Here is a 23,549-nt window from a genome sequence, read left to right as displayed (position 1 = left end):
AGGAATTTTTCCTCTCCCTGTCGAAAATCGGTTCATGCCGAAACCTGAATTCCTCCGCCGCAGTGCCGTCGCTGGAGCCGCCGTTGCGGGCGTCGCGCTGGCCGCAGGTGCTGCCGATGCCCAGAGCATCCCTGTTCGTGTCACCGCCGAGAAAGCGGACAGCGCACTCGCGCCGCTCTCCTTTGTGTTGCCTCAGAGCGAGCTCATGAAGCGGCGCGTGGTGCCCCGTGGAGCCGCCTTGCTCTCGTTTCAGAGCGAGGCCGCCGGGGCGGGCAGAGTTAAGCTGACATTTATCGCCCCGGCGCTCAAGAAAGGCGAGTCCAAGCTCTTTGTTCTGGTTCCTGGTAAGCCCGGCGCGGTCGAGGTGAAGGAGGTTGGCAAGAACGCCGAGATCAAGATTGCCGGGCAGCTCTTCACGCGCTACGACACCACCACGGGGCCTAATAAGCCCTATCTCTATCCGATCCAGGCGTTTGGCGGTAAGCATCTGACGCGCCGCTGGCCGCTGGAGGATGTCGGCCACGAGGAAAAAGACCATCCCCACCACCGGGGGCTCTGGTTTACCCACGGCGAGATGAACGGGGTTGACTTTTGGACGGAGGCGGCGAGCAAGCCGGAGCATCCCGTTGGCAAGACCGTGAACACGGGCTACAGTATTTTGGAGAGTGGCGCGGTCTATGGCAAGCTTGGCACCCGAACCGACTGGGTGGCTCCCGACGGCAAGACAATCGCGCAAGACACTCGTGAGATAGTGGTCACGCCGCTGGGCGAGAGTATCGTGCTGGATTTCTCCATCACCGTGACTGCTACCGGAGGGCCGCTGCACTGGGGTGACACCAAAGAGGGCACTTTCGCCCTGCGCGTCCCCGAGCTCATGAAGGCGGAAAAAGAGGGCAAGGGCACTCTAGAGAGTGCTGAGGGGCTGAAGAACGCGGCGGTCTGGGGCAAACCCTCGCCGTGGCACGACTACTGGGGGCCAATCGAAACCGGCGGCGAGACGTTTGGAATCGCGATATTTGACTCGCCCACCAACCCGCGCTACCCGACCACCTGGCACTCGCGCACCTATGGCCTCTACGCCGCCAATCCCTTCGGTCTGCACGACTTCGATACCACCAAGAAAACCGACCGCCACGCGGGGGATCTCATGACTCCCGAGGGCAAGTCCGTCACGTTTAGCTACCGTGTTCTTTTCCACAAAGGCGACACCCGCGCTGCCAAGACCGCCGAGAGCTTCAACGCCTGGGCCACACCCCCGAAAGTCGAGCTTGCCAAATGAGTGTTGTTAGCAACGAAGATAAAAACCTGAGGTGGTATCAGGGAATTCCTAAGTACTCCTGGATGGTGCTTCTTATCGCGGCGCTGGGCTGGCTCTTTGATGCGATGGATCAGAACCTTTTCAATATGGTTCGGGCACCTTCCGTCAAGGCGCTCCTGGAGCTCACGGGGCTCACGGGGAAAACCCTGGATGATGCCGCGAAAATTGTTGGAGCGCAGCTTACCGCGACTTTTCTAATCGGATGGGCCTTTGGTGGCTTTATCTTTGGAATGATCGGTGACAAGCTGGGCCGCACCCGGACAATGATGCTGACGATTCTCATCTATGCGATCTTCACCGGACTCAATGGGCTAGTGCAGAACCTGCCGCAGTACTTTATCTGCCGCTTCATCACCGCGCTTGGTGTGGGGGGCGAGTTTGCGGCGGGTGCGGCACTGGTGGCTGAGGTCTGGCCCAATCGCTCCCGCCCAATGGCGCTGGGAACTCTCCAAGCGCTCTCTGCCGTGGGGAACATGGGCGCGGCGGTGATCAACCTGCTTGCCGGCGCGGACTGGCGCGTCGTGTACTTTGTCGGTGCCGCCCCCGCGCTGCTTGTGCTCTGGATTCGCTCGTCGGTAAAGGAGCCCGCGGCATGGCACGAGGCGAAGGAGAAGGCCAAAACTGATGGCGAACTTGGCAATATCACGGCGCTCTTCAAGGATCCCGTGCTTCGGCGCAATACGATCGCCGGGACACTCATCGCACTGGCAGGAGTAGGAGGTCTCTGGGGTGTCGGATTTTTTCTTCCCGATTTTATCCGTACCGTGCTAGGCCCCAATGTGTCCGCCATGGAAGTGGCGGCGGGGAAAAAGCAGCTCACGCAGTGGGTCAGTATCGCCTTTATCTTCCAGAATATCGGTGCGTTTCTAGGAATGTTCGGCTATGCGGTTCTGAGTGAGCGCGTGGGCCGCAAGCCCGCCTTGGCGCTCTTTTTGCTGCTGGCCTACGGCTCCATCCAGCTTGCGTTCTGGGGAGTCCATGATCTCAACACTGCCTACGCGCTCTCGTTCGTGCTGGGCTTCTGTGCGCTGGCTCCGTTCTCAGCGTTCGCGGTCTACTTCCCGGAGCTCTACCCGACACGGCTTCGCGCCACCGGAATCGGCTTCTGCTACAACTGTGCCCGCCTGCTGGCTGCCGCTGCTCCGTTTGCTCTGGGGGGTCTGGCGAAAGCCTTCAACAGCACCGCCGACCCCGCCTACGGCTTCCGTATCGCCGCCGCTATCGTTGCCAGCATCTATATTTTTGGCTTCATCGGACTTGCCTTCGCCCCCGAGACCAGAGGCAAGCCGCTGCCGGAATAAACTCCCCCTAACCCCCGTTGCACTGGGGTTAGGGGGTAGGAAACGGATTCCGGTCAAAGCCGTCTTGGTGCCAGTACGGATAGGTCTTAGTCTTGTTGCTCGCGGCATCCAGACGCGCGACTTGCTCCGTGGTCAGGTTCCAGCCGACGGCCCCGAGGTTCTGCCTGAGCTGCTCCTCGTTGCGCGCTCCGACTACCAGAGTGGCTACGGTGGGGCGCTGAAGGAGCCAGTTGAGCGCAACCTGCGGAACCGTCTTACCGGTCTCTTCCGCGAGGGCGTCCAGCACATCCACCACGCCGTAGAGATAGTTATCGTCCACGGGTGGCCCGCTGTCCACGACCACTTTGGACTGAAGGCGGCTCTTCTCCGGGAGCGGCTGGCCACGGCGAATCTTGCCCGTAAGTCGTCCCCAGCCCAAGGGGCTCCAGACCACGGCTCCGACTTTCTGATCTAAACCAAGCGGCATCAGCTCCCACTCGTAGTCGCGGCCAATGAGTGAGTAGTACGCCTGGTGCGCGACGTAGCGTGGTAGGCCGTACTTCTCCGCCGCCGCCAGCGATTTCATCAAGTGCCAGCCCGAGAAATTCGAGCAGCCGACGTAGCGAATCTTTCCGGCTCGCACAAATTCGTCGAGTGTCTGAAGTGTCTCCTCCACCGGGGTGAAGGCGTCAAAGCTATGGAGCTGGAACAGATCAATGTAGTCTGTGCCGAGCCGCCGCAGGCTGGCGTGAATCGTCTCCGTGAGGTGAAAGCGCGACGAGCCGGTCTCATTCTGGCCGGGGCCGGTGCGAAAGCCGCCCTTGGTGGAGATCAGGACTTTATCGCGCCTCCCCTTGATCGCCTGTCCTAAAATCTCCTCCGCCTTGCCGCCGGAGTAGACATCGGCGGAGTCGAACATCGTCAGGCCCGCGTCGAGGCAGATGTCCACGAGCCGCGTCGCCTCCGCCACATCACTGGCTCCCCAGGCCTCAAAGAACGCTCCGCTCCCGCCAAACGTCCCCGTGCCAAAGCTCAGGACGGGCACCTTAAAGCCCGAGCCACCTAAAAATCGGTATTCCATGCCTCTGATATACCTGAAAACGAAAAACGTTCCCAGTTCCTGCCTACTGAACGGCACCCCATCGTCGAAGGGCATCGTCTGCATGAGTCATGCTATCATAACGAACTATGCTGGATCAGCCACCACCGCCTCCTTTGCCACCGTTCGTGCTCTCGAACCCCTCCCAGTTCTCCCTGACCGGGGATGTGCGCTGGGATCGCCCGTTCTCGTTTGTCTGGGGAGACCTGAAGCTCGCGTCGGAGAAGGCGCGCTATGTGCTCAAGGACAAGACTCTGGACGCTACGGGGAGTGTTCTGGCAAAGCTGGGCACGGAGCGGATCGAGGGGAAGAACCTCAAGATCACGGGGCTCGATTTGGTGAAAAAATCACTGGATAAAGAGGGCTTTAGCTTCTTCTTCTCGGATGCGAAACTCTTCTCACCTGTGATTCATCTTGCGGCAGATGAGCTGCGCTTCTCCAGTGAGACCGGGGCTGAAGCGTGGCGGTTGCTCTTTGTGCCAGGGCCGGAGCCTCGGGGGGAGATCGAGATCTCGGCGGACCGTGTGCGCTCCCAGCCCGGAAATGGGCGGCTGTTTCTTGACAACGCCACCGTGCGGCTGATGAGAAATCGCCTGATCACCCTGCCACGGCTCTCGCTCACCCCTCAGTACGATAAGGGCAGTCAGCAGCAGAGCCTTGACTTGCCGATTCTCTACCGAACCTCACGGGTCTCGGGTGTGGCAGTGGGAGTGCGCTTGCCCTTCTCACTGGCTGGGGGGGCACCCGGAACGGTGCGGGTGGAGTCCACTACCAAACAGGGCTGGAACGCGCTCGTCACGGCCCATCGGGAGCTCCTCGCGCAGCCGAAATCGCTAGAGCCGGAAGTGCCCTCCCTTTTCACGGGCCTGCGCAACGCCACTCAGAAAGAGCGCAGCTTTGAGGAGCGTGTACGGCCTTTTATCGTCGCCCGTCCCCCTGCCGCCGCCGACCTCTCGGTGCGCCGCTACGCCGCTAGCCTGAGCTCCCCCGCGACGCTCAACCCACTTCCTCGCCAGAGTACCCCGAGCCTCACTCTCGATGCTGCCGTGGAGTCCAACCGGGAGTTCGTGCGCCGCAGTGGGCTGCTGTTGCGCTCGCGCCTGCCCGAAGCGCTGCTCACTGGGCGGGTACCCGGACAACGCGGCGAGGGCGGCTGGCTGGCGACCCTGGGCGGTGGCCCGGCGCAGGAGAAGCGGCTGGATGGCTCCGGGAAGCAGGTCAACGCCGATCGTCTGGTGGCCGCACTGGGCTGGGAAGCACCCCGGTTTCGCCTGGGTAAGCAGGGGCAGGCAAATGTCTTTTTCGGGCAGACAGAGCAGCGCTACCCGCACGCTCACTACAGCATCTCGGAGCTGCGGTTCTCGACGGACTACGGCTTCTCACTCCAGACGGGCCTCTCAGGTGGGCTGGCGCTTCGCCGTGCAAAGGGCCAGTCCCCCTTTCTCTTCGACACGCTAGAAGCCGTCAACGAGGCGCAGCTTCGAGGGCAGACGCAGGTAGGCAGCCTGACGATTGCGCTTCTAGGCCGCTGGGACATCCAAAGCCACCAGCTCTTCGACTCCGAGGTGGCACTGGGCTGGCGCGGGAAAACTATCGAGCCTCGGCTCACGTGGCGCAGGCAAAACCAGCAGCTCGGCTTTACGATCAACCTCCCCGCACTTATGGGGTTCTAGCACAGATACCAGAAGGAAATGAGCGCTTCGTGCGCGAATAAATCCCTACGTTTTTTCGAGGACACAAACACATGGCAAAACAGGTTCGTATCGGTTTGGTGGGGTATCAGTTTATGGGCAAAGCGCACAGCAATGCCTACCGTCAGCTCCATCGCTTCTTCCCGGAGCTGGGCGTGGAGCCCGTTCTGAAGGCGCTCTGCGGGCGCAGTGAAGAGAAGGTAAAGGCGGCGGCGGAGAAGTTTGGCTTCGAGAGCTACGAGACAGACTACCGTAAGCTGGTGGAGCGTGATGATATTGATATTATTGATATCGTCACTCCGGGTGATACGCATGTCGAGATCGCAATTGCCGCTGCGAAGGCCGGCAAAATGGTCTTCTGCGAGAAGCCGCTGGCGAGTTCTGTGGATAAAGTGCAGCAGATGTGCGATGCCGTGAACGCCGCTGGAGTGCGCAACGCCACTTGCTTCAACTACCGTGGAGTTCCCGCCATCAAGCTGGCAAAACAAATGATCCAGGACGGCGTTCTCGGCAAGATCTATCACTGGCGGAGTGTGTATCTTCAAGACTGGATCCTCGACCCCAACTTCCCGATTGTCTGGCGCTTACAGGGCGATATTGCGGGTTCTGGCTCCCACGGTGATCTGGTGGCGCACTCGATTGATCTAGCGCACTATCTGGTGGGCGATATCACCGAGGTGAGCGGGATGATGGACACGTTTATCAAGCAGCGCCCGATCCTCGCGGAGTCCGATGACCGGCTAGGAGGCAAGGCCAGCGATCAGATGGGGGATGTGACTGTGGACGACAGCTCGATCTTTCTGGCGCGTTTTGCGGGCGGTGCGGTGGGCACTTTTGAGGCGACTCGTCTGGCTGCCGGGCGCAAGAACCACAACAAATTTGAGATCAATGGCTCCAAGGGCTCGATTGTCTTCAACATGGAGCGCATGAATGAGCTGGAGTACTACAACCACGACGATCCCACGGAGCTCAAAGGCTTCCGCACCATTCAGACCACCGATGGCAGCCATCCCTACACGGGCAACTACTGGCCCGTCGGGCATATTATTGGCTATGAGCACACGTTTATCAACTTGATCCACGACATGTTGCAGGCCTGGACCACGGGCGCGGAGTTCCACCCGGACTTCAACGACGGTCTCAAGTGTCAGAGAGTGCTCGACGCGGTGAAGGCTTCGTCGGATGACCGTTCCTGGAAGAGTATTTAATTTTTCGCCCCGATGAACTGGGGCGTCTTATTGTCCGCTTTCCTCGGACACAAAGGGCGTACCGCCCATACCCGATTTTGCTCGGCATGGCCCGGAGGGCCTTTGTGTCGCGAAGCGACAATAAGACGCCCCAGTTCATCGGGGCGAGATAGAAATATTTTATTAGAACCGAAACCAAAGCCCTTGCTTATTCGTCAGTGTAAGCAGGGGCATTTTCTCTGTGGAGTGTAAAAGCAATGGCTCGGTGTAAAGCATGCGGGACGGAAGCGCCCGCGATGGCACGATTTTGCAATATCTGCGGCGCGGCGGTCGCGGCGGCAACGCCGTCACCGGCGAGTGCCGCCACGCCAGGCTCTACGGCGCGGCCCCAGCCGACACTCTACACGCAGCCGGTTGCACAGCCGCAACAGGCGAGTGGGATGAACAAGGCCGGTCTGGCCGCACTGATCTCTGGGATCGTCTTGGTGGGCGTGGCGGGCTTTCTCTTCGCCAAGAGCGCGGGCGTTCTCAATGCCCAGAAGCCGATGAGCCCGACGGGAGCCGTGATCAACGCGCCCAACACCCAGACCGCACCGGCTCCGATTCTGAGCGCCCCCCAGCCTCAAATGCCGAAGGCACCGATTCTCAAGCCGCCTGTCACGGTCGGTAACCCCATGCCCGCCGATGTGATCGCGTGGCTCCGCTGGCTCAAGTGGTTCGAGGGCGAGCGCAAGCGCCTGGAGGCACGGAGCGCGGGCGAGCTAGTCGTGCAGCTCCAGAACGCCATCAAGGAGTACATGACGGGTGAGTCGCTGGGGCTTCTGGACGGGAGCTTTGAGAATGGCGATGCCCCGAAGAAACCCGCCCCGAACTACGGTGAGCAGATCAGCAAGGTCATTGTGGAGTGGAACCAGGCAGCCAATGTCTACAAGACACCAGGCGCTGCCAACAAGCCGCCGCTTCCCGATGCCTGCGCCCCACTCGCGTCGGGCTATGGCGCAGCACTGGATGCTGGGATCGCGGAGATGAGCAAGCTCATGAACACGCTCAATAGCACACTCGGCTCGATGAGTGGGCAGAGCGGAAACAGTAACGGCGCAACCGATGCCCTGCGCAACTTAATGACACAGAAAAATAGCAAGAGCGCCTCCAAGAGCGTGGACGCGCTCTTCATTGATGCCAATGCTGTTCTGGATGCCCTCCGCGACCGCTACACAGACATTCCCCCAGACATTAGTGCCGCTAACTTCCGCGTGATCTCCGAGGGCGCTAGCCTGAGCATCCCCCTTCCTGGCTTAGGAATGTAGGTCTCTCCTGTCGAAGCAAACACGCTACTGGTTCACCGCAAAGCGCTACGGCTGGGGGTGGGGTCGGTAACAAAACAAACCCCCTCCTTGTGCAGGAAGGGGGCTGATTCATTAGAACCGGTAACCGATTCCGAAGGTAACACCGCCAGGGTCTTTCCCGCCGATTTTTTGGATCATGGTGGAGCTGAGCTCACCTAGCCAGCCGTTGTTGAGCTCGTAGCCGATTCCGAGCTTACCGCCGATCTTGCTCTGGCTTGTACCCGCTTTGAGCGTGTAGCTGCCGACTCCTAGGGTGGCATAGGGCTTCCCTGCTGCATTCGCCGATTCCAAATAGAAACGTCCGCTGATACCCACACCTGTCAGGCTGGTGGTTACCCCAGCTACCTTTTTGCTATTGTAGTCGAGAAAAACACCATAGACCGTCGGGTTGGTTGCTGCCGTCTTCATGAAGTCGTAGCCGACCCCAATGGCGGTGCGCTGCTTGTTGGCGCCGCTCGCCGCCGAGAAAATTCCCGCGAGAACGCGAATCGGCTTCTCCACTACTTTGACATCGTCCGCTGCATATGCGGAGCCTAGCGGTGCGAGCATTGTCACACCAAGAGTGAGCAGTGTTGCTCTATTCATTATTATCTTTGCCTCCAGAGGTATAGGTGAGGCCCATCGTTGGGGCCTCACGTCTGATAGGACACTAAAGGAAGGGAAAAGTTTCCAATAATCTCTTCCCTAATACGGCCCACGAATATAGTCTGCCACGTGTTCACTATAGAACGCCGAAAGTTGCTGATGCAGCGACTCCGGGAGACGTGGAAGATCGCTGACGGACACGTTATTTTCGACTTGTCCCTGGTTGGTCGCACCAGGAATGAGTGTCGTTACAACGTCGAAGTCTAAGATCCAGCGCTGGGCGAGCTGGGCAAGAGTCCAGCCCTCAGGGACAAGTGGCTTGAGCTGGTTGGCGAGAGCCACTCCCCGCTCGAAGGGCAGACCTGCGAATGTCTCCCCGACATTGAACGCCCCGCCATCGCGGTTGTAGGTGCGATGGTCGCTGGCGGCAAACTGTGTCTGCGCGGTGTACTTGCCCGCGAGTAGTCCTGAGGCCAGCGGGAGCCGGACGATCAGCGCCGTATTTATCGCTTTAGCCTTCTCAAAGAGCGTGTGGATGGGTTTTTGCCGAAAGAGATTGAAGATGATCTGTAGTGAGGCGAGCCCGTCTTGCTCCAAGCAAAGCTGGGCTTCCTCCATGCTCTCGACACTCACCCCGAACCGTGCGATAAGTCCCTCGCGCTTCAGCTCGCGTAGATGCGTAAATACATCGCCCTGGCGAAGCACTTCCGCGGGAATGCAGTGGAGCTGTGTCAGGTCGAGCTGCTCGACACCTAGCTTGCTCAGTGAATCGGTGGTGTGCTGGCGCATCGTCGCATAGGAAAAGTTCTCCAACCCGCCCGGATCGCCGCGCCGCCCGAGCTTGGTGGCCACAAAGACGCCTCTGGGCTTATCTTCTGATAGCCATGCCCCGACTCGCTGCTCGCTCACGCCGCCGCCGTAGACATCCGCCGTATCAAAAAAAGTGACTCCACGCTCGTAGGCCGCTCGAAGAATCGCGCGTGCCGCAGTGTTGTCTAGTGCGCCCCAGTCTCCGCCGCCTAGCTGCCAGCAACCGAGGCCCACTTCGGAGACGGGCCCACCCTGAAATAATCGTGTTTGCATCGCGCTCATTTTACCGCCCTAGCCTGCCGAAAATACCAGTAATGGACACTGAATCACAAACTCCGTGCTCTTTATCTCCGTCGTGCACTTTATCCACCGACACGATGCTTGCGCTGCTGGTCGGGCTTATGGTGCTGGTCGCTTTTAATGTCCACCATTTTCTCTACAGCACGCCCTGGGTCTTTCCCACCGACGATGCGTATATCACGCTTCACAACGCTGTGGTGCTTGTCTCGGGAAAGCCCGACCCAAACTTTGTGGGCACGGCGGCACTGTGCGGCTCGACGAGTATTTTCCACGTGGCGCTGACGGCGCTATTTTGCGGGGTGCTGCCACCACTGACGGCGCTGAATCTCACGCTCTGGCTCGGAATTGGTCTCTATGGGCTGGGGCTCTTGCGCCTGGCGCGGGTGCACGGCGCGGCTCCCTGGCAAGCTGTACTACTGTCGCTGGCCGGACTCTTCGCCGCACAGACACCGTTTCAGATGCTCAATGGCCTGGAGACAGGGCTTACTCTCGCGGGAGTGACCTGGAGCCTTGTCTTTGCTTCGTCAGAGAAACCGACACGGGGGTTGCCTGCGGTTTGTGGGCTGTTGCCCATGCTACGCCCCGAGCTGGTCGTTCTCTCGGTGCTGCTTTTCGGCTATCAGGTGCTTCGTCAGAAAAAAGCACAGCGTGTCGCGCTTGATCTTGGGATTGCTGCACTTGTCGCCGTGCCTTTTTTGTTGCTCCTCTGGGCCAATACCGGTTCGTTGATCCCACAGACGATTGCGGCTAAGCGTGCCTACTTCGCGGAGTCGGGGCTGCCACTCGCCGAAAAACTCACGACAGCGGGGCGGCACTTGGGGGCATTTGCCGCCCTGCTGGGAGTGGGCGTCGCCTTTCTACCGCGACTGGCCGGGTTTGCACTGGGCCGCCTCGGACTGCTCTTTGCGTCGGTTCTCATCGCCGCCTATATCCAGAGCTTGCCCATGGCGCTGGCGCAGTACTACCACCGCTATCTTTATGTTTTGCTACCGTTTCTCTGGCTGGGCTGCGCCTCACTCTGGAAATCGGGCAGGTGGCTGGGGCAGGCAGCGAGTATCGGGGCGGCGCTGGTGTTGGTACAAGCTCTTTTCGCCTTCCCCACGCGCTGGGCAACCTATGAGGGCTGGCATGATGAAGTGGCTATCGAGCTTGATGGACTGACAAAGTTCTGCGATACGCTTGACGGTGATAGCCCCTTGCTACTCCACGATGCCGGCTATCTTGGTTATGCGGGGCACAAAAAGCTCGTGGACATGGTGGGCCTCAAGACCCCCACTGCGATCCCGCTGCATCGGCGCTTCACGGAGCCAAGTGGCGGAAAAAAACGGCTGGATGCGGTGGAGCAGCTTGCCAAAAAGAAGCACTGTGGCTACCTCGTGGTGTTGCAGGGCTGGGAGGAGTTCCACAGGATCGGAGCGGGACTCCAGGCACGCGGCTGGACACTCATACCCGTTCGCCCCTTCCCGACAGACTATCCTGTCCCGGAGCGCAACCGCTACCGGGTATATCAGCTCACCCCACCGGCAAAAGGAAACTAACTTCGGACACGGCGGATGGGAATGTTAGCGACCAGTGCAACCGTGGTATCAGCGCGCTCCAGATCTACCTTGAGCTCCGCTTCATTGATCTCAACATACTTGGCGATGACCGCGATGATCTCCTGGCGCATCTGCTCCAACATCGGAGCCGGAATGTCCGCTCGGTCGTGCATCAGTACCAGCTTGAGTCGATCCTTCGCTACCGATTTTGACTTGTCTTCTGGTCTGCCGAAAATGAGTTCAAAAAGGTTCATCCTGGGCCTCTCTCTACTTGCCACCAAATAACTTGCGTACACGATCGAAGAAGCCACCCCCGGCTTCTTTTTCTTCCATGATATTCATGAAAGGAACCTCTTCGCCACGCAGGCGCCGAGCGATATTACGGTATGCCTGACCCGCTTGAGAGTCCGGTGTCATGGACGCCGGTTCCCCTCGGTTCGTGGATGTAATAATACTCTCGTCGTCGGGCACGACACCGATGAGCTTCACGGATGTCCCTAGGACTTCCTGCACATCCGAGACATCTAGCATCTCTTGCTCACGCACCATCTTGGGACGGATCCGGTTGACGATCAGCATGGAGTTGTACAGGCCTTGCGCCTCCAGAAGCCCAATGATCCGGTCGGCATCACGGACGCTGGACATCTCGGGGTTGGTGACGACAATCGCCTCGGTTGCGCCTGCTATGGCGTTCTTGAAGCCTTGCTCAATTCCTGCGGGGCAGTCAATGAGGATCATTGTGTAGCCTAGCTCCTTGATGTCCTCAATCACCTTGCGCATCTGGTCTTCGCTCACGGCGGACTTATCACGGGTCTGGGCGGCAGGCAGAAACGCTAGATTAGACTTCCGCTTGTCTTTCACCAGCGCCTTGCGTGCATCGGCACGCCCCTCTACGACGTCCACGATATCGTAGACGATCCTATTTTCGAGCCCTAGAGCCAGATCGAGGTTGCGCAGGCCGATATCGGCATCTACCAGCGCAACGGTCTCTCCAAGCTCCGCAAGGGCCATCCCAAGATTAGCTGTCGTGGTTGTCTTGCCCACGCCGCCTTTTCCTGAGGTAATCACGATCACTCGCGCATCTGCCATCCTGATAACACTCTCTTTATTTTCTACAACGATTCCTGGGCATTATAGCGGGAAAACTTGAATCTCGCCGTTCTCAATGCGTGCTATCTCCGCGGAGCGCTTCTCTGTCCTCAGCCCCTCAGTGGGTGGTGCTGCTGCGATCTTACCCGCGATACGCAACTGCGGGGCACGTAGCTCACTGGCCACGATTCTAGCGCTCTCATCTCCCTGGCAGCCCGCATGGGGCCGTCCGCGTAGCTTTCCTACGACAATGATATCTCCCGTGGCCACGACTTCAGCGTCCGCGCTTACATCGCCACAGATCACTAAGTTACCGCTGTGCTCCACGCGCTGGCCGGAGCGTACATTACGAAAAAGATAGAGCGCATTGTTCAGCTCACTACTGGGCGGGCTCGCGTGCGTGGATAGGGCCGACTCCGTGGTTTTTGGGGGCTCCCAGTCTGCGGTGGCCTTCTGGATCGTGGGCAAAAAATCGTAGGTCTTGAGCACTAGCTTCTCGCAAGCCGCACGCGTCGTGCCATCCGCCGCCACTGCGGCCAGCGGGATGAGCCCCCATAGACCACGGAGCCAGTCGCAGAGTGCCGCCACCGACTCCGCTTCCAGCGCCCTCGCCCCAAAATCCAGCGTTACCTGCGCTCCGCGCCAAAACGTCCGCCCGTCCTTGGCCTCATTGAGGCGTGCCTCCAGAGAAGCGCGAACCTCGTCCCACTCACCCCCATCAGGTAGCACGATCAGCAAGCCGTTTCGCCACCCTTTAATTTCCAGTTCCTGCATTAGCTTCTATCTTAGCACGAATTGCCGATTATTTTTTGGGAGCAGGCTGCTCAGCAGCCTTGCGAGTGCTTGCCAAAAGCGTTTCTCTCTTTTGGGCATAGCCATTCCAGAGCATTTGGATCGCCTCCGGGCTGGGTAGCTCGCCTTTATAAAACACAAATCGCGCTTGGATTTTCAGTGTCTCGTCCTTCTTGATCGCGATTTTGTAGAACGCCCCAAAGCGCCCGTAATTTCGATAAGCAGACCACGCCGTACCCGTTGGGTTCTCCGGGTGCGAGAGCATCACGACACTGTATTTCTTGCCCTCGGCGGTGTAGGTCATCCCCACCCACGGATAGTCGCGGTCTTTGTGGGCATTGGCATCGGCCTTGGGGTAGAGATAGACCGTATTTGCCCGATCCGTCGCATCCGTGGGACGGAAGTGCAGCCCTGCATGCTCCGGATCGCCATCAAAGATCGTATCGCCTGCTACGGCTTTGAGCTCCGACGTAAAATCCACTTGGACAAACGCGCTTGTCGGGGGCGGCATAAAGTGCATCGTCCGGGATTCCTGAATCAGTGTCTCGTCACGCGTCGCGCCCGTCCAGACGATCTTGGGGGCCAAGATGTAGGCACTCTGACCGATAGAACTTAGGGACTGGCTTGTTGTCGCTTCTTTGACGATCTGCTCGCCGCCGGTCATGTGCCATCTGTCGTAGGTCTTGCCCGCAACCGTGAGCTTGTTCCAGCCGATAAAGATTCCTCGGTGGTGGGTAAACTCCCCGCCCATGCCCTTGGTAATCGGCTTGCCCGTCTCCGGGTCGAGGATATGCAGATAGGGCTTGTAGGTCTCCTCGCGCTTCTTGGGATCAGAGATGTCGTAGGCAGTCATAAACCGCCCGACGGCATTTTGCTTCTCTTTGTTTGGGTAGCGCACCTCCACATACTGGCGATCCTGAACGTGTGCATGAAATGTGGCGGCAGGCTGCTGTGGGCTTGTAAGTGCAAGCAAAAGAAGGGGAAGAAAGCTCATACGACTAGCTCCTTGATGACATTGCCAAAGACATCGGTGAGGCGCATGTCGCGGCCCCCAAAGCGAACGGTGAGTTTTTTGTGGTCGAAGCCGAGCAAGTGCAGCATGGTGGCGTGCAGGTCGTGCATCTCCATTTTATTTTCGACGGCGAAGTAGCCAAACTCATCGGTCGCTCCGTAGATCGTCCCGCCTTTGAAGCCGCCGCCCGCCGCCCAGACCGTGAAGCCAAAGGGATTGTGGTCGCGGCCATTGCTACCCTGCACCATCGGGGTGCGCCCAAACTCACTGCCCCAGAGCACAATCGTGGAGTCCAGCATTCCGCGTGCCTTGAGGTCTTTGAGGAGCCCCGCAATAGCCGTGTCCACCATGCGGGCGTTGTCTTCGTGGCCTTGCTTTAAGTTGCCGTGCTGATCCCACCGGTCGTGGCCGCAGCTCGGGTGGGTCAGCTCGACAAAACGCACGCCGCGCTCGACCATGCGCCGCGCCATAAGGCACTGGAAGCCAAATGTGCGGGCGGGCGCGAACGGGTGATCCAAGCCGTAGAGTTTCTTCGTCGCCTCGGTCTCGTCGGCCATACCCGTGAGCTCGGGAACGGCGCTCTGCATCGAGAAAGCCAGCTCGTAGTTCTGAATGGCGGCGTCTACCGCGCTGCTATTGCCCATCTTGCCAAGAACGCTCTGGTCTAGTCGCTTAAGCAGCGCGAGCTTACGCTTTTGCAGCGCCTCGGTTTTCTCCAGTGGCTTGAGATCCGCGACCGCGCTGGGGCGGGGCAGAAAGATCGAGCCTTGGTAGGTTGGGGGCAGAAACCCTGAGCCAAAACAGTCGAGGCCGCCGTTGGGAATCAAACCGCCGTTGATGACCACGTAGCCCGGCAAGTTCTTCGCCGTGCTCCCCAGGCCATAGGTCACCCACGCGCCCATACTTGGGCGGCCTTGTGAGCCGTTGCCCGTGTGCAGAAAATAGTTCGCGTTGGTGTGTTCCGAGAAGTTGCTGGTCATGGAGCGCATGACACACAGATCGTCGGCGCACTTGGCCACTTCAGGGAACAGCTCGCTGACATCCAGCCCACTCTGGCCGTACTTCTTAAATGTCCACGGCGACTTCAGAATTGTTCCATTGTTATTAAACTGTGTCGGTGGCACGTCCATGGGCAGCGGCTTACCGTGGTCTTTCTCCAGGCGCGGCTTCGGATCGAACGTGTCCATCTGGCTCGGACCGCCGTCCATGTACAGAAAGATCACCGCCTTGGCCTTCGCCGGATGGTCTAGTTTCTGGCCTTGCCCCCCCTGCCCCCGCCCGGCGGAGGAGCTTGCGAAGGCTTCTTCGGCAAAGAGCGCCGAAGCCGCCATTCCCCCAAAGCCTGTCGCCGCCGTTGAGAGCATTTCTCGTCGTGTCATCGTGTTTCTTCCAGTTGTTCGGTGCAGTGGGCAAAGAGTCCATCGAGCATTCCCAAAAGTTGGGCGGTGTTGGTACTTGAAAAGAGTCCCGTCTCAAAGACCTCGCCGCTTGTCTCTAAGCGATAGAACTGCCAGCCCTGCCCATTGGTGACAATCCCAAAGAGCGTGTGTTCCCGTCCGACAGCGCGGTTGTTCTCGGCGCAGGCGTGTAGCTCGATCAGGCACTGAGCCAGTCCCTTCTCAAAATTATCTTTCTTCGCTTCCACGACGCAAAGTAGCGGTGGCGAGGCCACCAAGCGGCGTGGTGCCACTAAATAATCTACAACGCCACTGGCGATCTCGGCCCGAAGCGTGGACTCTTTAAAGATGCGTAGCCGCGTGTAGGGCTGGATTGCTTCCTCAAAGAAAGCATCTATGAGGAGCGTTTTTGCGCCCTCGGAGCGCAGCAGATCAAAAGCATCCAGGCGACGTAGGTTCTCGGTGAAAAACGCGCTGGGTGCTTTCTCCGCAAAATCGGGTTGCCAGAGAGTCAGTACATCGAGCTGTAGCTGCTCCAGCGCCTCTTCCAGCGTGAACTGGGAGAAACTCTTCTGCCGTGGAGTGTTGCTCATTGAATAAAAATAAATTCCTTGACATTGAGCAGGACATGGCACAGATCAGCCCAGACAGCTTTTTCTGCCCCCCTTGCCCCCGCAGGCGGGGGAGCTACAAACTCCAGCGCGTCTTTGGCTTCTTCCACGCTGGCGGGGCGACCAAAGGCGTTTTCGTAGAGCCAGGCGATGCGCTGCTCGGGCGTGGCGGTGGGGTGTTCTTTGAGTAACCGGTCGGCCCAGACTTCGGCTTGCTGGCGGACAAATGGGCCGTTCATCAGAGCGAGCGCTTGTGCGGGGACGTTGCTGACGCTGCGCCGCCCGATGCACGTAAACGGGGTCGGGAAGTCGAAGGACTGGAGCCAGGGACTGAGAAAGTTGCGCCGCACGGACAGATAGATGCTGCGCCGCCCGTTGCCATCGAGTGGCCCCTGTCCGGGCTTGCCGCGTCCCTCGGAAAACTCCGTCAGGTAGGTATTGACAGGAGCGCCGTAGAGCGTGCTGTCCAGCCGCCCAGAGAGCGCAAGTAAGCTATCGCGGATTGCCTCACCCTCTAAACGTCGTACATTCATGCGCCAGAGGAGCTTGTTGGTCGGATCGAGCTTGGTGGCCGTGGCAGTGGGCAAGATATCACTGCGCTGCTTGTAGGTGGCGCTGGTGAGAATAAGCTTGTGCATCGCCTTGAGCGACCAGTTTTTCGCGACGAGCTCACTTGCCAAGTAGTCCAGAAGCTCCGGGTGCGTCGGGAGCTGGCCCATGTGTCCAAAGTCATCAGTGGTGGCGACGATGCCGCGCCCGAAGTGATGGTGCCAGAGCCGGTTGACAATCACCCGCGCGGTGAGTGGGTGCTGCGGGCTGGTGATACGTCTGGCCAGCTCTAGTCGCCCACTTCCCGTGACACCCGAAACGGGGGTGTTTTCCGTCCCGCAGAGCGCGAGCTGAAGGCGCGGCGCAACGGGGCCGGCGGCTTTGTGGTTGCCGCGCAAGAAGACATTCTCATCCTCGCCATCGCCGTCCGCCATCGCCAGAATACGCGTGGGCGCAGGGATCGTCTCCTCAATCGCTGCGATCTTGGCACTGGTGTCGGCAAGAGGCTTGCAGTCCAAAACCCCCTTGCGCAGGAGGATATCTAGTGCTTCCAAGGCAGGCGTGTCGCTGGAGGTGAGGGCATTGCTGGCCCAGTGCTCCAGCGTGGAATTCAAGGCCTGCTTGACCGCATCCACCGGCTGAGCTGCCAGGGGGTTGCCCTCCCCCAGCGGCGCGTCGCTGTTGCTGAGCACCGCGCCCTCACAGCGAATCCAGCCGTCGTGGCCCTTGCTCAGGTCACTGAGGTTGCCGTTGGAGAAGTTGTCGCGGGCACTGTCGGAGAGCTCGACATAGGCGCGACGGCCCTTGACCATACGCAGGTCAATCGTGCGCCACTGCGGCTCGGGGTTGTCAATCGTGTGTCCTAAAAAGCCATAAAGCGGGTCGCGGATGACTTGGAAGCTCTCGACAATAATGCGGAGCCTGCCGCGTTGCCCCGCGACATTGACAAGGATATAGTCTTTATCAATCGTGAAAGTGGGGGAGCGCAGTGCCCCTTCCATCCGCCGACCATTGAGCGCCGAGTTGGCGCTGAGCCGGGGAGCAAGTTCCAGCACGGGCTTCTGCGGGTCGCCGGAGAGGATCAGCTCGCCGGGCTTAACCAGAGTCTGCATCGCCGCGCCGCTCGGAGTCCAGCGCTCCAGTGGGAAATCACTTGCGCCACCGCTTTTTTTATTTAGCCCCAGCAGCTCCGCCTTGAGCTTCTCGTCGGGGAGGGCAGCGAGACTGGCTTTCCAGGTATCGCTCAGGCTACGCTTATCCACACCTGTCCGAATGCGAGAAATAGCCTCGGCTGGCTTGCCGAACGTCGTGGGGCCATCGGATGACGTGAGCTGAAAGCGTGAGCTTCGGAGCATGCCATAAAGTCCGTAGTAGTCTTTGGTGGGGATCGGATCGAACTTGTGGTCGTGGCAGCGGGCACAGGCTAGAGTCTGACCTAAAAACGCCTTGCCGATCACATCAATTTGGTTGTCAATGTGATCCGCCTGCTCCTGCTTGATATCCACGGGCGAGTGCTTACCCTCCCCCAGCCACACGAAGCCCGTTGCCGTGAGCGACTCATTACGCCCCGTGATTTTGTCATAGCGCGGTGCGGGCAACAAATCCCCGGCTAAATGCTCCGTAATAAATTTATCGTAGGGCACATCGGCATTCAGCGCCCGAATCACATAATCTCTGTACTGAAATGCTTCAGGAATGTCGAAATCCAGTTCGTGGCCCATGGACTCACCGTAGCGGACTAGGTCCAGCCAGTGCCGCGCCCAGCGCTCGCCATAGGCTGGGGACGCTAGGAGCTTCTCGACCAGCTTCTCGTAGGCACCGGGCGATTTATCTGCCAGAAATGCGGCGATCTCTTGTGGCGTGGGCGGCAGACCCGTCAGATCAAACGTGACACGCCGGATCAGCGTGCGCTTGTCGGCCTCGGGAGCCTGACTGAGGCCTGACTTCTGGAGCTTGGCGAGCACAAAGGCATCTATGCCACTCTTCTCCATCGGCGGCTCTAGCTGCCGCTTCACAGGAACATAGGCCCAGTGCTGACGGCGCTTCGTCAGATCGAAGCTGGGCTTCTTCGCTCCCGCGTTATTGGGGGCGGGCGGAGGCAAATTTGGCAGTGGTGCGCCGCCTTTAACCCACTGCTCTAGAAGCGCGATCTCACCCGCCGGAAGCTTGCCGCTCGGGGGCATGAGCAGCGATGCATTGGTGTAGCTGACGGCCTTGAGCAGAGTCCCATTGGCCGGGAGAGCTGCCCCGCGCGAGCCGCCTTTTTTGAGCGCCGCTGCCCCATCTAATCGAAGATTTCCCTGCTGGATATCCGGCCCGTGGCACGACACGCAGCGTGCGCTGAGGATCGGGCGAATCTTCCTCTCGAAAAACTCCGCATTCACTGGCTCCTGCGCTTTGCCGGGTATCAGGGCCACTCCGAGCAAAAGCCCGCCAAAAAGAACTCCCATTGTCCGCTTCATAACTTCTATTGTAGCTTACTATGAGGCATAATAGCCTTGAAATGCGTAGGCAATGGGGAATTCTTAGCGGAGCAATTTTGCTGGCGACGGCGGCACTGGGGAGCCAACCCCCCCGCCCCCGCCCGGCAGGGGAGCTGATTTTCGAGTCGAAAATCCGACCGGTTCTACTCGCCAAGTGCGTGACCTGTCACGGGGAGCACGCGGCGCAGGGTGGTGTTCGCCTAGACAAGGCCTTCGATGCCGCGATAGCCCAGAAAGTTTTGGCGGCGGTTCGCTATGATGGCAAGGTCAAGATGCCCCCGAGCGGTAAGCTGGCGGTTCCGGAGCAAGAAGCACTGACGGCATGGGTTAAGAGCGGAGCGAAGTGGCCGCTGAGCGCCCCGCCCCCAATCTCCCCCGTCGGACGGGGGCAGGGGGGTGAAAAACACTGGTCGTTCCAGCCCGTGAAGCGCGCTACTATTCCCAAAGTCAAGAATCACGTGCTGGCGAGCGAGTGGGTGAAGAATCCCATTGATGCCTTTGTGCTTGCGAAGCTTGAGAGCAAGAAGCTCCTGCCCAGTGCCCCGGCCTCGCGCCGCGAATTGATTCGCCGCGTGACCTACGACCTGATTGGCCTGCCGCCCACGCCCGAGGAAGTCGCCGCGTTTGAGCGCGACACGGACCCGAAAGCCTATGAGAAGCTGGTGGAGAAATTACTGGCCTCGTCGCACTATGGCGAGAAGTGGGGGCGGCAGTGGCTGGATTTAGTCCGATTTGCTGAGACCAATAGCTACGAGCGCGACAACCCCAAGCCGCAGCCGTGGCGCTACCGTGACTATGTGATCAAGAGCTACAACGCCGACAAGCCCTACAATCGGTTTCTCACCGAACAGCTCGCAGGCGATGAGCTGCCCGATGCCAATAACGAGACACAGATCGCCACGGGGTTCTATCGTTTAGGCGTCTGGGACGACGAGCCGGTGGACGCCGAGCAGTCTCGCTACGATAGCATTGATGACATTGTTACGACAGTGGGCCAGGCTTTCTTAGGGCTGACTCTGGACTGCGCTCGCTGCCACGACCATAAGATTGACCCCATTCCCACCAAAGACTACTATCAGTTCGTGGCGATCTTCCAGAACATCAACTATTTTAAAAATGGCGGCCCCACCGACGAGAAAATCATCTTCGAGAGCGATGCGGAAAAGACGGACTACGAAAAGCGCGTCAAAGAGAAAGCCGAGCAACTAACCGCCAAGAAGGCGCGGATCGTAGCGCTTCAGCAGGAGTTTTTGCAAAAGCGCGATGCCCTTCTCAACCCCGCCGATCTCGCAGACGTGACATGGAAGTACTACGAAGGCAGCTTCGACAAGCTCCCGAACTTCGATAAGCTCACGCCCGCCGCCTCAGGAACGGCAGCTAACCTGGACCTCTCGGTGAAGCAGCGCGACGCGAGCTTTGCCCAGCTCTTTACGGGCACCCTCAACGCACCCGCCGCCGGGGAGTACACCTTCTGGACGGACTCTGACGATGGCTCGCGGCTCTTGGTGAACAGCCAGAAGCTGATCGAGGACGATGGCTCCCACGGCGAGGGCAGTGAGAAGAGGGCCAAGCTAACATTGCCCGCTGGGAAAGTGGCGTTGCGATTAGAGTATTTCCAGAGTGGTACCTCGCCGCTTGGACTGAACGTGGCCTGGGCCGGGCCAGGGTTTGCCCGCCGTCCGCTCTCGCCCGCAAAAAATACCAGTGTTCTGGGAATTCCCGTGCAGTTCGCCGCCTACAAAGGTCAGCTAGATCCCACGCAGGTGGCGGAGAGTGCGAAGCTGACCAAGGAAGTGGAGGAGCTAGAGAAGGCCGAGGTGCCCGTCAATAAGATGCTGGTGGTCACCGAGACCGGCCCGAAGTCCGCTGAGACATTTATCCTCAAGCGTGGCAGCCGGGAGACGCCGGGCGAGAAAGTCGAGCCGGGGTTCCCAAGCTGCGTGGGTGGCGGAATTGCCAAACCCAACCCTCTTGCTGCCAGCGCAGGCCGCCGAACGGCACTCGCCCATTGGATCACCGACCCCACCAACCCGCTCCCGGCACGCGTGATGGTCAATCGGCTCTGGCAGGGACACTTCGGGCGCGGCATCGTCCGCACGCCCAACGACTACGGCTTCCAGGGCGCGGCGCCCACCCACCCGGAGCTGCTGGACTGGTTGGCCTCGGAGTTTGTGGTCAAAGGCTGGAGTATGAAGGCCATTCATCGCCTGATTCTTCTCTCGAGCACCTACCAGATGTCGTCGCGCAGCAATCCAAGCGCCCTGAAAGCCGACCCGGAAAATAACTTTTTCTGGCGCTTCGATATGCGCCGCCTGAGCGCCGAGGAGATCCGTGACTCCGTGCTGGCCGTCTGTGGCAATCTCAACCTGCAACAGTTCGGCACCTCGGTCTACCCGGATATTCAGAAAGAAGTGCTGGCGGGGCAGTCCATTCCCGGCAAGGACTGGTACCCGGATCGCATGAAACCCGAGGACAAGAACCGCCGCAGCATCTATATCTTCGTCAAGCGCTCGCTTCTCTACCCGATGCTGGAGAGCTTCGACGCCGCCGAGACTGACCGGACCAACCCGGCTCGCTTTGCCACCGTCCAGCCCACGCAGGCGCTGGCGATGCTCAACTCGACCCTGATGAACCAACAAGCGCAAGTCCTCGCCACACGCGTCAAGAAAGACGTCACCGACCGCCCCGTCCCGTTCGTCAAGCGCGCCTTCTCCCTCATCACCCAGCGCGACCCGACGCAAGCCGAGCTCGCCCGCTGCACAAGGCTCATAGACACCTTGCGTTTCAAAGGAGCCACGGACACACAAGCCCAGACCTACCTGTGCCTCTCGCTACTGAACTTAAGCGAATTTTTGTATCTGGACTGAGCTCGGCCAGCCAAGTTAACGGAACCCACCCCGGCTTCGTTCGTTCCTCACTGCGCCGACCCTCTCTGCCCTGAGGGAGGGTGCCGAGGAACGAGGCGGGTGGGTTCTGGCCGGGTGGGTTCGAGGCGGGTGGGTTCGCGTAGACCGTAGCAGGTATAATCCCTCCATGTCCTATCTCATTCGTGGCGGCCTGATCGCCGATGGAAGTGGCGGCAAGCTCCGCCGCGCCGATGTGCTGGTGGAGGGCGACTCTATCACCGCTCTGGCTCCCCCGTTATCGGGGGCGGGGGGGGCTGAGCTTACGGTCATTGAAGCCGACGGCAAAGTGATCGCACCGGGATTTATAGACACCCACAGCCACGCCGATGGGGGGCTTCTTACCAATCTCGATGCCGAGACGCAGATACGCCAGGGGATTACGACGGCCCTGGTGGGGCAGGATGGTGGGCATAACTTCCCGCTCGCCGAGTGGTTCGCCAAGCTGGAGCAGACGCCGCCCGCCCTCAATATTGCCAGCTTCGTGGGCCACGGCACCGTGCGTGGCAAAGTGATGGGCGACGACTACAAGCGCACCGCTCGCCCCGACGAGATTCGCAAGATGCGGGCGCTCGTGGCGCAAGAAGTGCGTGCCGGGGCGCTGGGGCTCAGCTCGGGCATCGAGTACGATCCGGGAATTTATTCGACGACGGAGGAGCTGATCGCGCTGGCCGAGCTGGCCGGGTTTTACATCAGCCACGTGCGCGACGAAGAAGAAGGGGCGCTCACCTCGTTCGATGAGCTGATCAAGATCGCCACCGAGGCCCGTGTCCCGGCGCAGATCTCGCACATCAAGTTGGGCTCATCGCCGGTCTGGGGCAAGACGCAGCAAGTTTTTGAGCGGATGGAAGCGGCGAAGCGGCGCGGGGTGAGCATCACAGCCGATGTCTATCCCTACACCTACTGGCAAAGCAGCATTATTGTGCTTCTCACAACCCGCGAGTGGGATAAGCGCGGTCTCTGGGAGAAGGCGCTCGCCGAAGTGGGCGGGGCGAAGAATATCCTGATCACCGGCTACGCACCCCAGCCGAGCTGGCAGGGCAAGACACTGGCAGCACTCGCCCTAGAGCAGAAGAAAGATGCGGTGACGCTCACGATGGAGATGGTGGCGGCGACCAAGGGCGCGGTTGGCGTGGTCGTGACGGCGATGCAGGAGCGTGATTTACAGGCCTTTATTCGCCATCCCGAGATCATGTTCTGCACCGATGGTGGCCTGCGCGGCTCGCATCCCCGCGGTGCCGGCAGCTACCCGCGTATTCTAGGCAAGTACGTTAGAGAGCAGCGTGTGCTCTCGCTCGAAGAAGCCGTTCGTAAGGCCAGTGCACTGCCTGCACAGCGCTTCGGATTCACCGATCGTGGGCGGGTCGCTCCGGGCAAGAAAGCCGATCTGGTGATTTTTGACCCTAAAACTATCACCGATATGGCGACGACAAAAGATCCTCAGGCCAAGCCCATTGGCCTCACGGACGTGCTGATTAACGGCGTCCCCGTGCTGCGAAACAGCCAGCTCACCGGGTCGCACCCTGGGCGCGTCCTTAGGCGATCTCGGATAGAATAAA

The 23,549-nt window shown here is 59.7% G+C and carries 18 protein-coding genes; 8 read left to right on the top strand and 10 right to left on the bottom strand.

The features are described from left to right. The first annotated feature begins 34 nt into the window (after positions 1-34). Both ACH2ED_RS18260 and ACH2ED_RS18255 read left to right on the top strand, forming a co-directional pair. Positions 35-1,279, top strand: a complete 1,245-nt coding sequence (locus tag ACH2ED_RS18260) for a PmoA family protein (RefSeq protein ID WP_395094141.1) — start codon at positions 35-37, stop codon at positions 1,277-1,279. Further along, a complete protein-coding gene (locus ACH2ED_RS18255) occupies positions 1,276-2,619 on the top strand; it encodes an MFS transporter (RefSeq protein WP_395094140.1) in 1,344 nt (447 codons plus the stop codon). Before ACH2ED_RS18260 ends, ACH2ED_RS18255 begins: the two co-directional genes overlap by 4 nt. A gap of 28 nt (positions 2,620-2,647) precedes the next feature. Here ACH2ED_RS18255 and ACH2ED_RS18250 read toward each other — a convergent pair whose 3' ends face one another. Continuing rightward, positions 2,648-3,679, bottom strand: coding sequence for an aldo/keto reductase (locus ACH2ED_RS18250; protein WP_395094139.1), 1,032 nt, complete (start codon positions 3,677-3,679; stop codon positions 2,648-2,650). A gap of 107 nt (positions 3,680-3,786) precedes the next feature. Here ACH2ED_RS18250 and ACH2ED_RS18245 point away from each other — a divergent pair, with 107 nt between their 5' ends. The 3 genes from ACH2ED_RS18245 (at position 3,787) to ACH2ED_RS18235 (ending at position 7,882) form a co-directional block, all read left to right on the top strand. Further along, complete coding sequence (locus ACH2ED_RS18245) at positions 3,787-5,370, top strand: hypothetical protein (protein ID WP_395094138.1); 1,584 nt, start codon at positions 3,787-3,789, stop codon at positions 5,368-5,370. 71 nt (positions 5,371-5,441) lie between these two features. After that, complete coding sequence (locus ACH2ED_RS18240; RefSeq protein WP_395094137.1) at positions 5,442-6,596, top strand: Gfo/Idh/MocA family protein; 1,155 nt, start codon at positions 5,442-5,444, stop codon at positions 6,594-6,596. Between the two features lie 275 nt (positions 6,597-6,871). Beyond that, entirely contained in the window at positions 6,872-7,882 is a 1,011-nt protein-coding gene (locus tag ACH2ED_RS18235; RefSeq protein ID WP_395094136.1) for a hypothetical protein, read from the top strand. A 111-nt stretch (positions 7,883-7,993) separates the two neighbouring features. Here ACH2ED_RS18235 and ACH2ED_RS18230 read toward each other — a convergent pair whose 3' ends face one another. Both ACH2ED_RS18230 and ACH2ED_RS18225 read right to left on the bottom strand, forming a co-directional pair. Beyond that, positions 7,994-8,506, bottom strand: a complete 513-nt coding sequence (locus ACH2ED_RS18230; RefSeq protein WP_395094135.1) for a hypothetical protein — start codon at positions 8,504-8,506, stop codon at positions 7,994-7,996. Between the two features lie 99 nt (positions 8,507-8,605). Continuing rightward, entirely contained in the window at positions 8,606-9,589 is a 984-nt protein-coding gene (locus ACH2ED_RS18225; protein WP_395094134.1) for an aldo/keto reductase, read from the bottom strand. A 41-nt stretch (positions 9,590-9,630) separates the two neighbouring features. On the opposite strand from ACH2ED_RS18225, the gene ACH2ED_RS18220 reads away from it, so the two are divergent. Further along, positions 9,631-11,154, top strand: coding sequence for a hypothetical protein (locus ACH2ED_RS18220; protein WP_395094133.1), 1,524 nt, complete (start codon positions 9,631-9,633; stop codon positions 11,152-11,154). On the opposite strand, the gene minE is transcribed toward ACH2ED_RS18220, so the two are convergent. Genes minE through ACH2ED_RS18185 form a run of 7 tightly spaced genes read right to left on the bottom strand, consistent with a single transcriptional unit; the run spans position 11,151 to position 19,066 of the window. Then, a complete protein-coding gene (gene minE / locus ACH2ED_RS18215) occupies positions 11,151-11,408 on the bottom strand; it encodes a cell division topological specificity factor MinE (protein WP_309697713.1) in 258 nt (85 codons plus the stop codon). The genes ACH2ED_RS18220 and minE overlap by 4 nt on opposite strands. Before the next feature lie 13 nt (positions 11,409-11,421). Beyond that, positions 11,422-12,243 carry a septum site-determining protein MinD gene (minD, locus tag ACH2ED_RS18210; protein ID WP_395094132.1) on the bottom strand — a complete coding sequence of 274 codons (822 nt, stop codon included), beginning with the start codon at positions 12,241-12,243 and terminating at the stop codon, positions 11,422-11,424. A 42-nt stretch (positions 12,244-12,285) separates the two neighbouring features. Continuing rightward, positions 12,286-13,017, bottom strand: coding sequence for a septum site-determining protein MinC (minC, locus tag ACH2ED_RS18205; RefSeq protein WP_395094131.1), 732 nt, complete (start codon positions 13,015-13,017; stop codon positions 12,286-12,288). 28 nt (positions 13,018-13,045) lie between these two features. Next, positions 13,046-14,029, bottom strand: coding sequence for a DUF6807 family protein (locus ACH2ED_RS18200; RefSeq protein WP_395094130.1), 984 nt, complete (start codon positions 14,027-14,029; stop codon positions 13,046-13,048). Beyond that, the gene (locus ACH2ED_RS18195) at positions 14,026-15,426 is read right to left on the bottom strand and encodes a DUF1501 domain-containing protein (RefSeq protein WP_395094129.1); all 1,401 of its coding nucleotides are present in this window, start codon (positions 15,424-15,426) and stop codon (positions 14,026-14,028) included. The genes ACH2ED_RS18200 and ACH2ED_RS18195 overlap by 4 nt, the downstream gene beginning before the upstream one ends. Beyond that, positions 15,423-16,037, bottom strand: coding sequence for a hypothetical protein (locus tag ACH2ED_RS18190; protein ID WP_395094128.1), 615 nt, complete (start codon positions 16,035-16,037; stop codon positions 15,423-15,425). The genes ACH2ED_RS18195 and ACH2ED_RS18190 overlap by 4 nt, the downstream gene beginning before the upstream one ends. Next, entirely contained in the window at positions 16,034-19,066 is a 3,033-nt protein-coding gene (locus ACH2ED_RS18185) for a PSD1 and planctomycete cytochrome C domain-containing protein (protein WP_395094127.1), read from the bottom strand. Before ACH2ED_RS18185 ends, ACH2ED_RS18190 begins: the two co-directional genes overlap by 4 nt. A 41-nt stretch (positions 19,067-19,107) precedes the next feature. On the opposite strand from ACH2ED_RS18185, the gene ACH2ED_RS18180 reads away from it, so the two are divergent. Continuing rightward, positions 19,108-21,954, top strand: a complete 2,847-nt coding sequence (locus ACH2ED_RS18180) for a DUF1553 domain-containing protein (protein ID WP_395094126.1) — start codon at positions 19,108-19,110, stop codon at positions 21,952-21,954. A gap of 166 nt (positions 21,955-22,120) precedes the next feature. Then, entirely contained in the window at positions 22,121-23,548 is a 1,428-nt protein-coding gene (locus ACH2ED_RS18175) for an amidohydrolase family protein (RefSeq protein WP_395094125.1), read from the top strand. Position 23,549: the final 1 nt, after the last annotated feature.

This window comes from Armatimonas sp. (genome assembly GCF_043757465.1).
Taxonomy (GTDB): domain Bacteria; phylum Armatimonadota; class Armatimonadia; order Armatimonadales; family Armatimonadaceae; genus Armatimonas.
The sequence above is the reverse complement of the archived record's forward strand: the minus strand, read 5'-3'. Positions and strand labels throughout refer to the sequence as shown.

Excerpts from the sequence above, each read along its gene's own strand:
- ACH2ED_RS18180 (WP_395094126.1), top strand. The coding sequence starts at position 19,108 with ATGCGTAGGCAATGGGGAATTCTTAGCGGAGCAATTTTGCTGGCGACG.
- ACH2ED_RS18250 (WP_395094139.1), bottom strand. The coding sequence starts at position 3,679 with ATGGAATACCGATTTTTAGGTGGCTCGGGCTTTAAGGTGCCCGTCCTG.
- minC (WP_395094131.1), bottom strand. The coding sequence starts at position 13,017 with ATGCAGGAACTGGAAATTAAAGGGTGGCGAAACGGCTTGCTGATCGTG.
- ACH2ED_RS18225 (WP_395094134.1), bottom strand. The coding sequence starts at position 9,589 with ATGCAAACACGATTATTTCAGGGTGGGCCCGTCTCCGAAGTGGGCCTC.
- ACH2ED_RS18185 (WP_395094127.1), bottom strand. The coding sequence starts at position 19,066 with ATGAAGCGGACAATGGGAGTTCTTTTTGGCGGGCTTTTGCTCGGAGTG.
- ACH2ED_RS18230 (WP_395094135.1), bottom strand. The coding sequence starts at position 8,506 with ATGAATAGAGCAACACTGCTCACTCTTGGTGTGACAATGCTCGCACCG.
- ACH2ED_RS18220 (WP_395094133.1), top strand. The coding sequence starts at position 9,631 with ATGGACACTGAATCACAAACTCCGTGCTCTTTATCTCCGTCGTGCACT.
- ACH2ED_RS18200 (WP_395094130.1), bottom strand. The coding sequence starts at position 14,029 with ATGAGCTTTCTTCCCCTTCTTTTGCTTGCACTTACAAGCCCACAGCAG.
- ACH2ED_RS18240 (WP_395094137.1), top strand. The coding sequence starts at position 5,442 with ATGGCAAAACAGGTTCGTATCGGTTTGGTGGGGTATCAGTTTATGGGC.
- ACH2ED_RS18260 (WP_395094141.1), top strand. The coding sequence starts at position 35 with ATGCCGAAACCTGAATTCCTCCGCCGCAGTGCCGTCGCTGGAGCCGCC.
- minE (WP_309697713.1), bottom strand. The coding sequence starts at position 11,408 with ATGAACCTTTTTGAACTCATTTTCGGCAGACCAGAAGACAAGTCAAAA.
- ACH2ED_RS18190 (WP_395094128.1), bottom strand. The coding sequence starts at position 16,037 with ATGAGCAACACTCCACGGCAGAAGAGTTTCTCCCAGTTCACGCTGGAA.
- minD (WP_395094132.1), bottom strand. The coding sequence starts at position 12,243 with ATGGCAGATGCGCGAGTGATCGTGATTACCTCAGGAAAAGGCGGCGTG.
- ACH2ED_RS18245 (WP_395094138.1), top strand. The coding sequence starts at position 3,787 with ATGCTGGATCAGCCACCACCGCCTCCTTTGCCACCGTTCGTGCTCTCG.
- ACH2ED_RS18255 (WP_395094140.1), top strand. The coding sequence starts at position 1,276 with ATGAGTGTTGTTAGCAACGAAGATAAAAACCTGAGGTGGTATCAGGGA.
- ACH2ED_RS18235 (WP_395094136.1), top strand. The coding sequence starts at position 6,872 with ATGGCACGATTTTGCAATATCTGCGGCGCGGCGGTCGCGGCGGCAACG.
- ACH2ED_RS18195 (WP_395094129.1), bottom strand. The coding sequence starts at position 15,426 with ATGACACGACGAGAAATGCTCTCAACGGCGGCGACAGGCTTTGGGGGA.
- ACH2ED_RS18175 (WP_395094125.1), top strand. The coding sequence starts at position 22,121 with ATGTCCTATCTCATTCGTGGCGGCCTGATCGCCGATGGAAGTGGCGGC.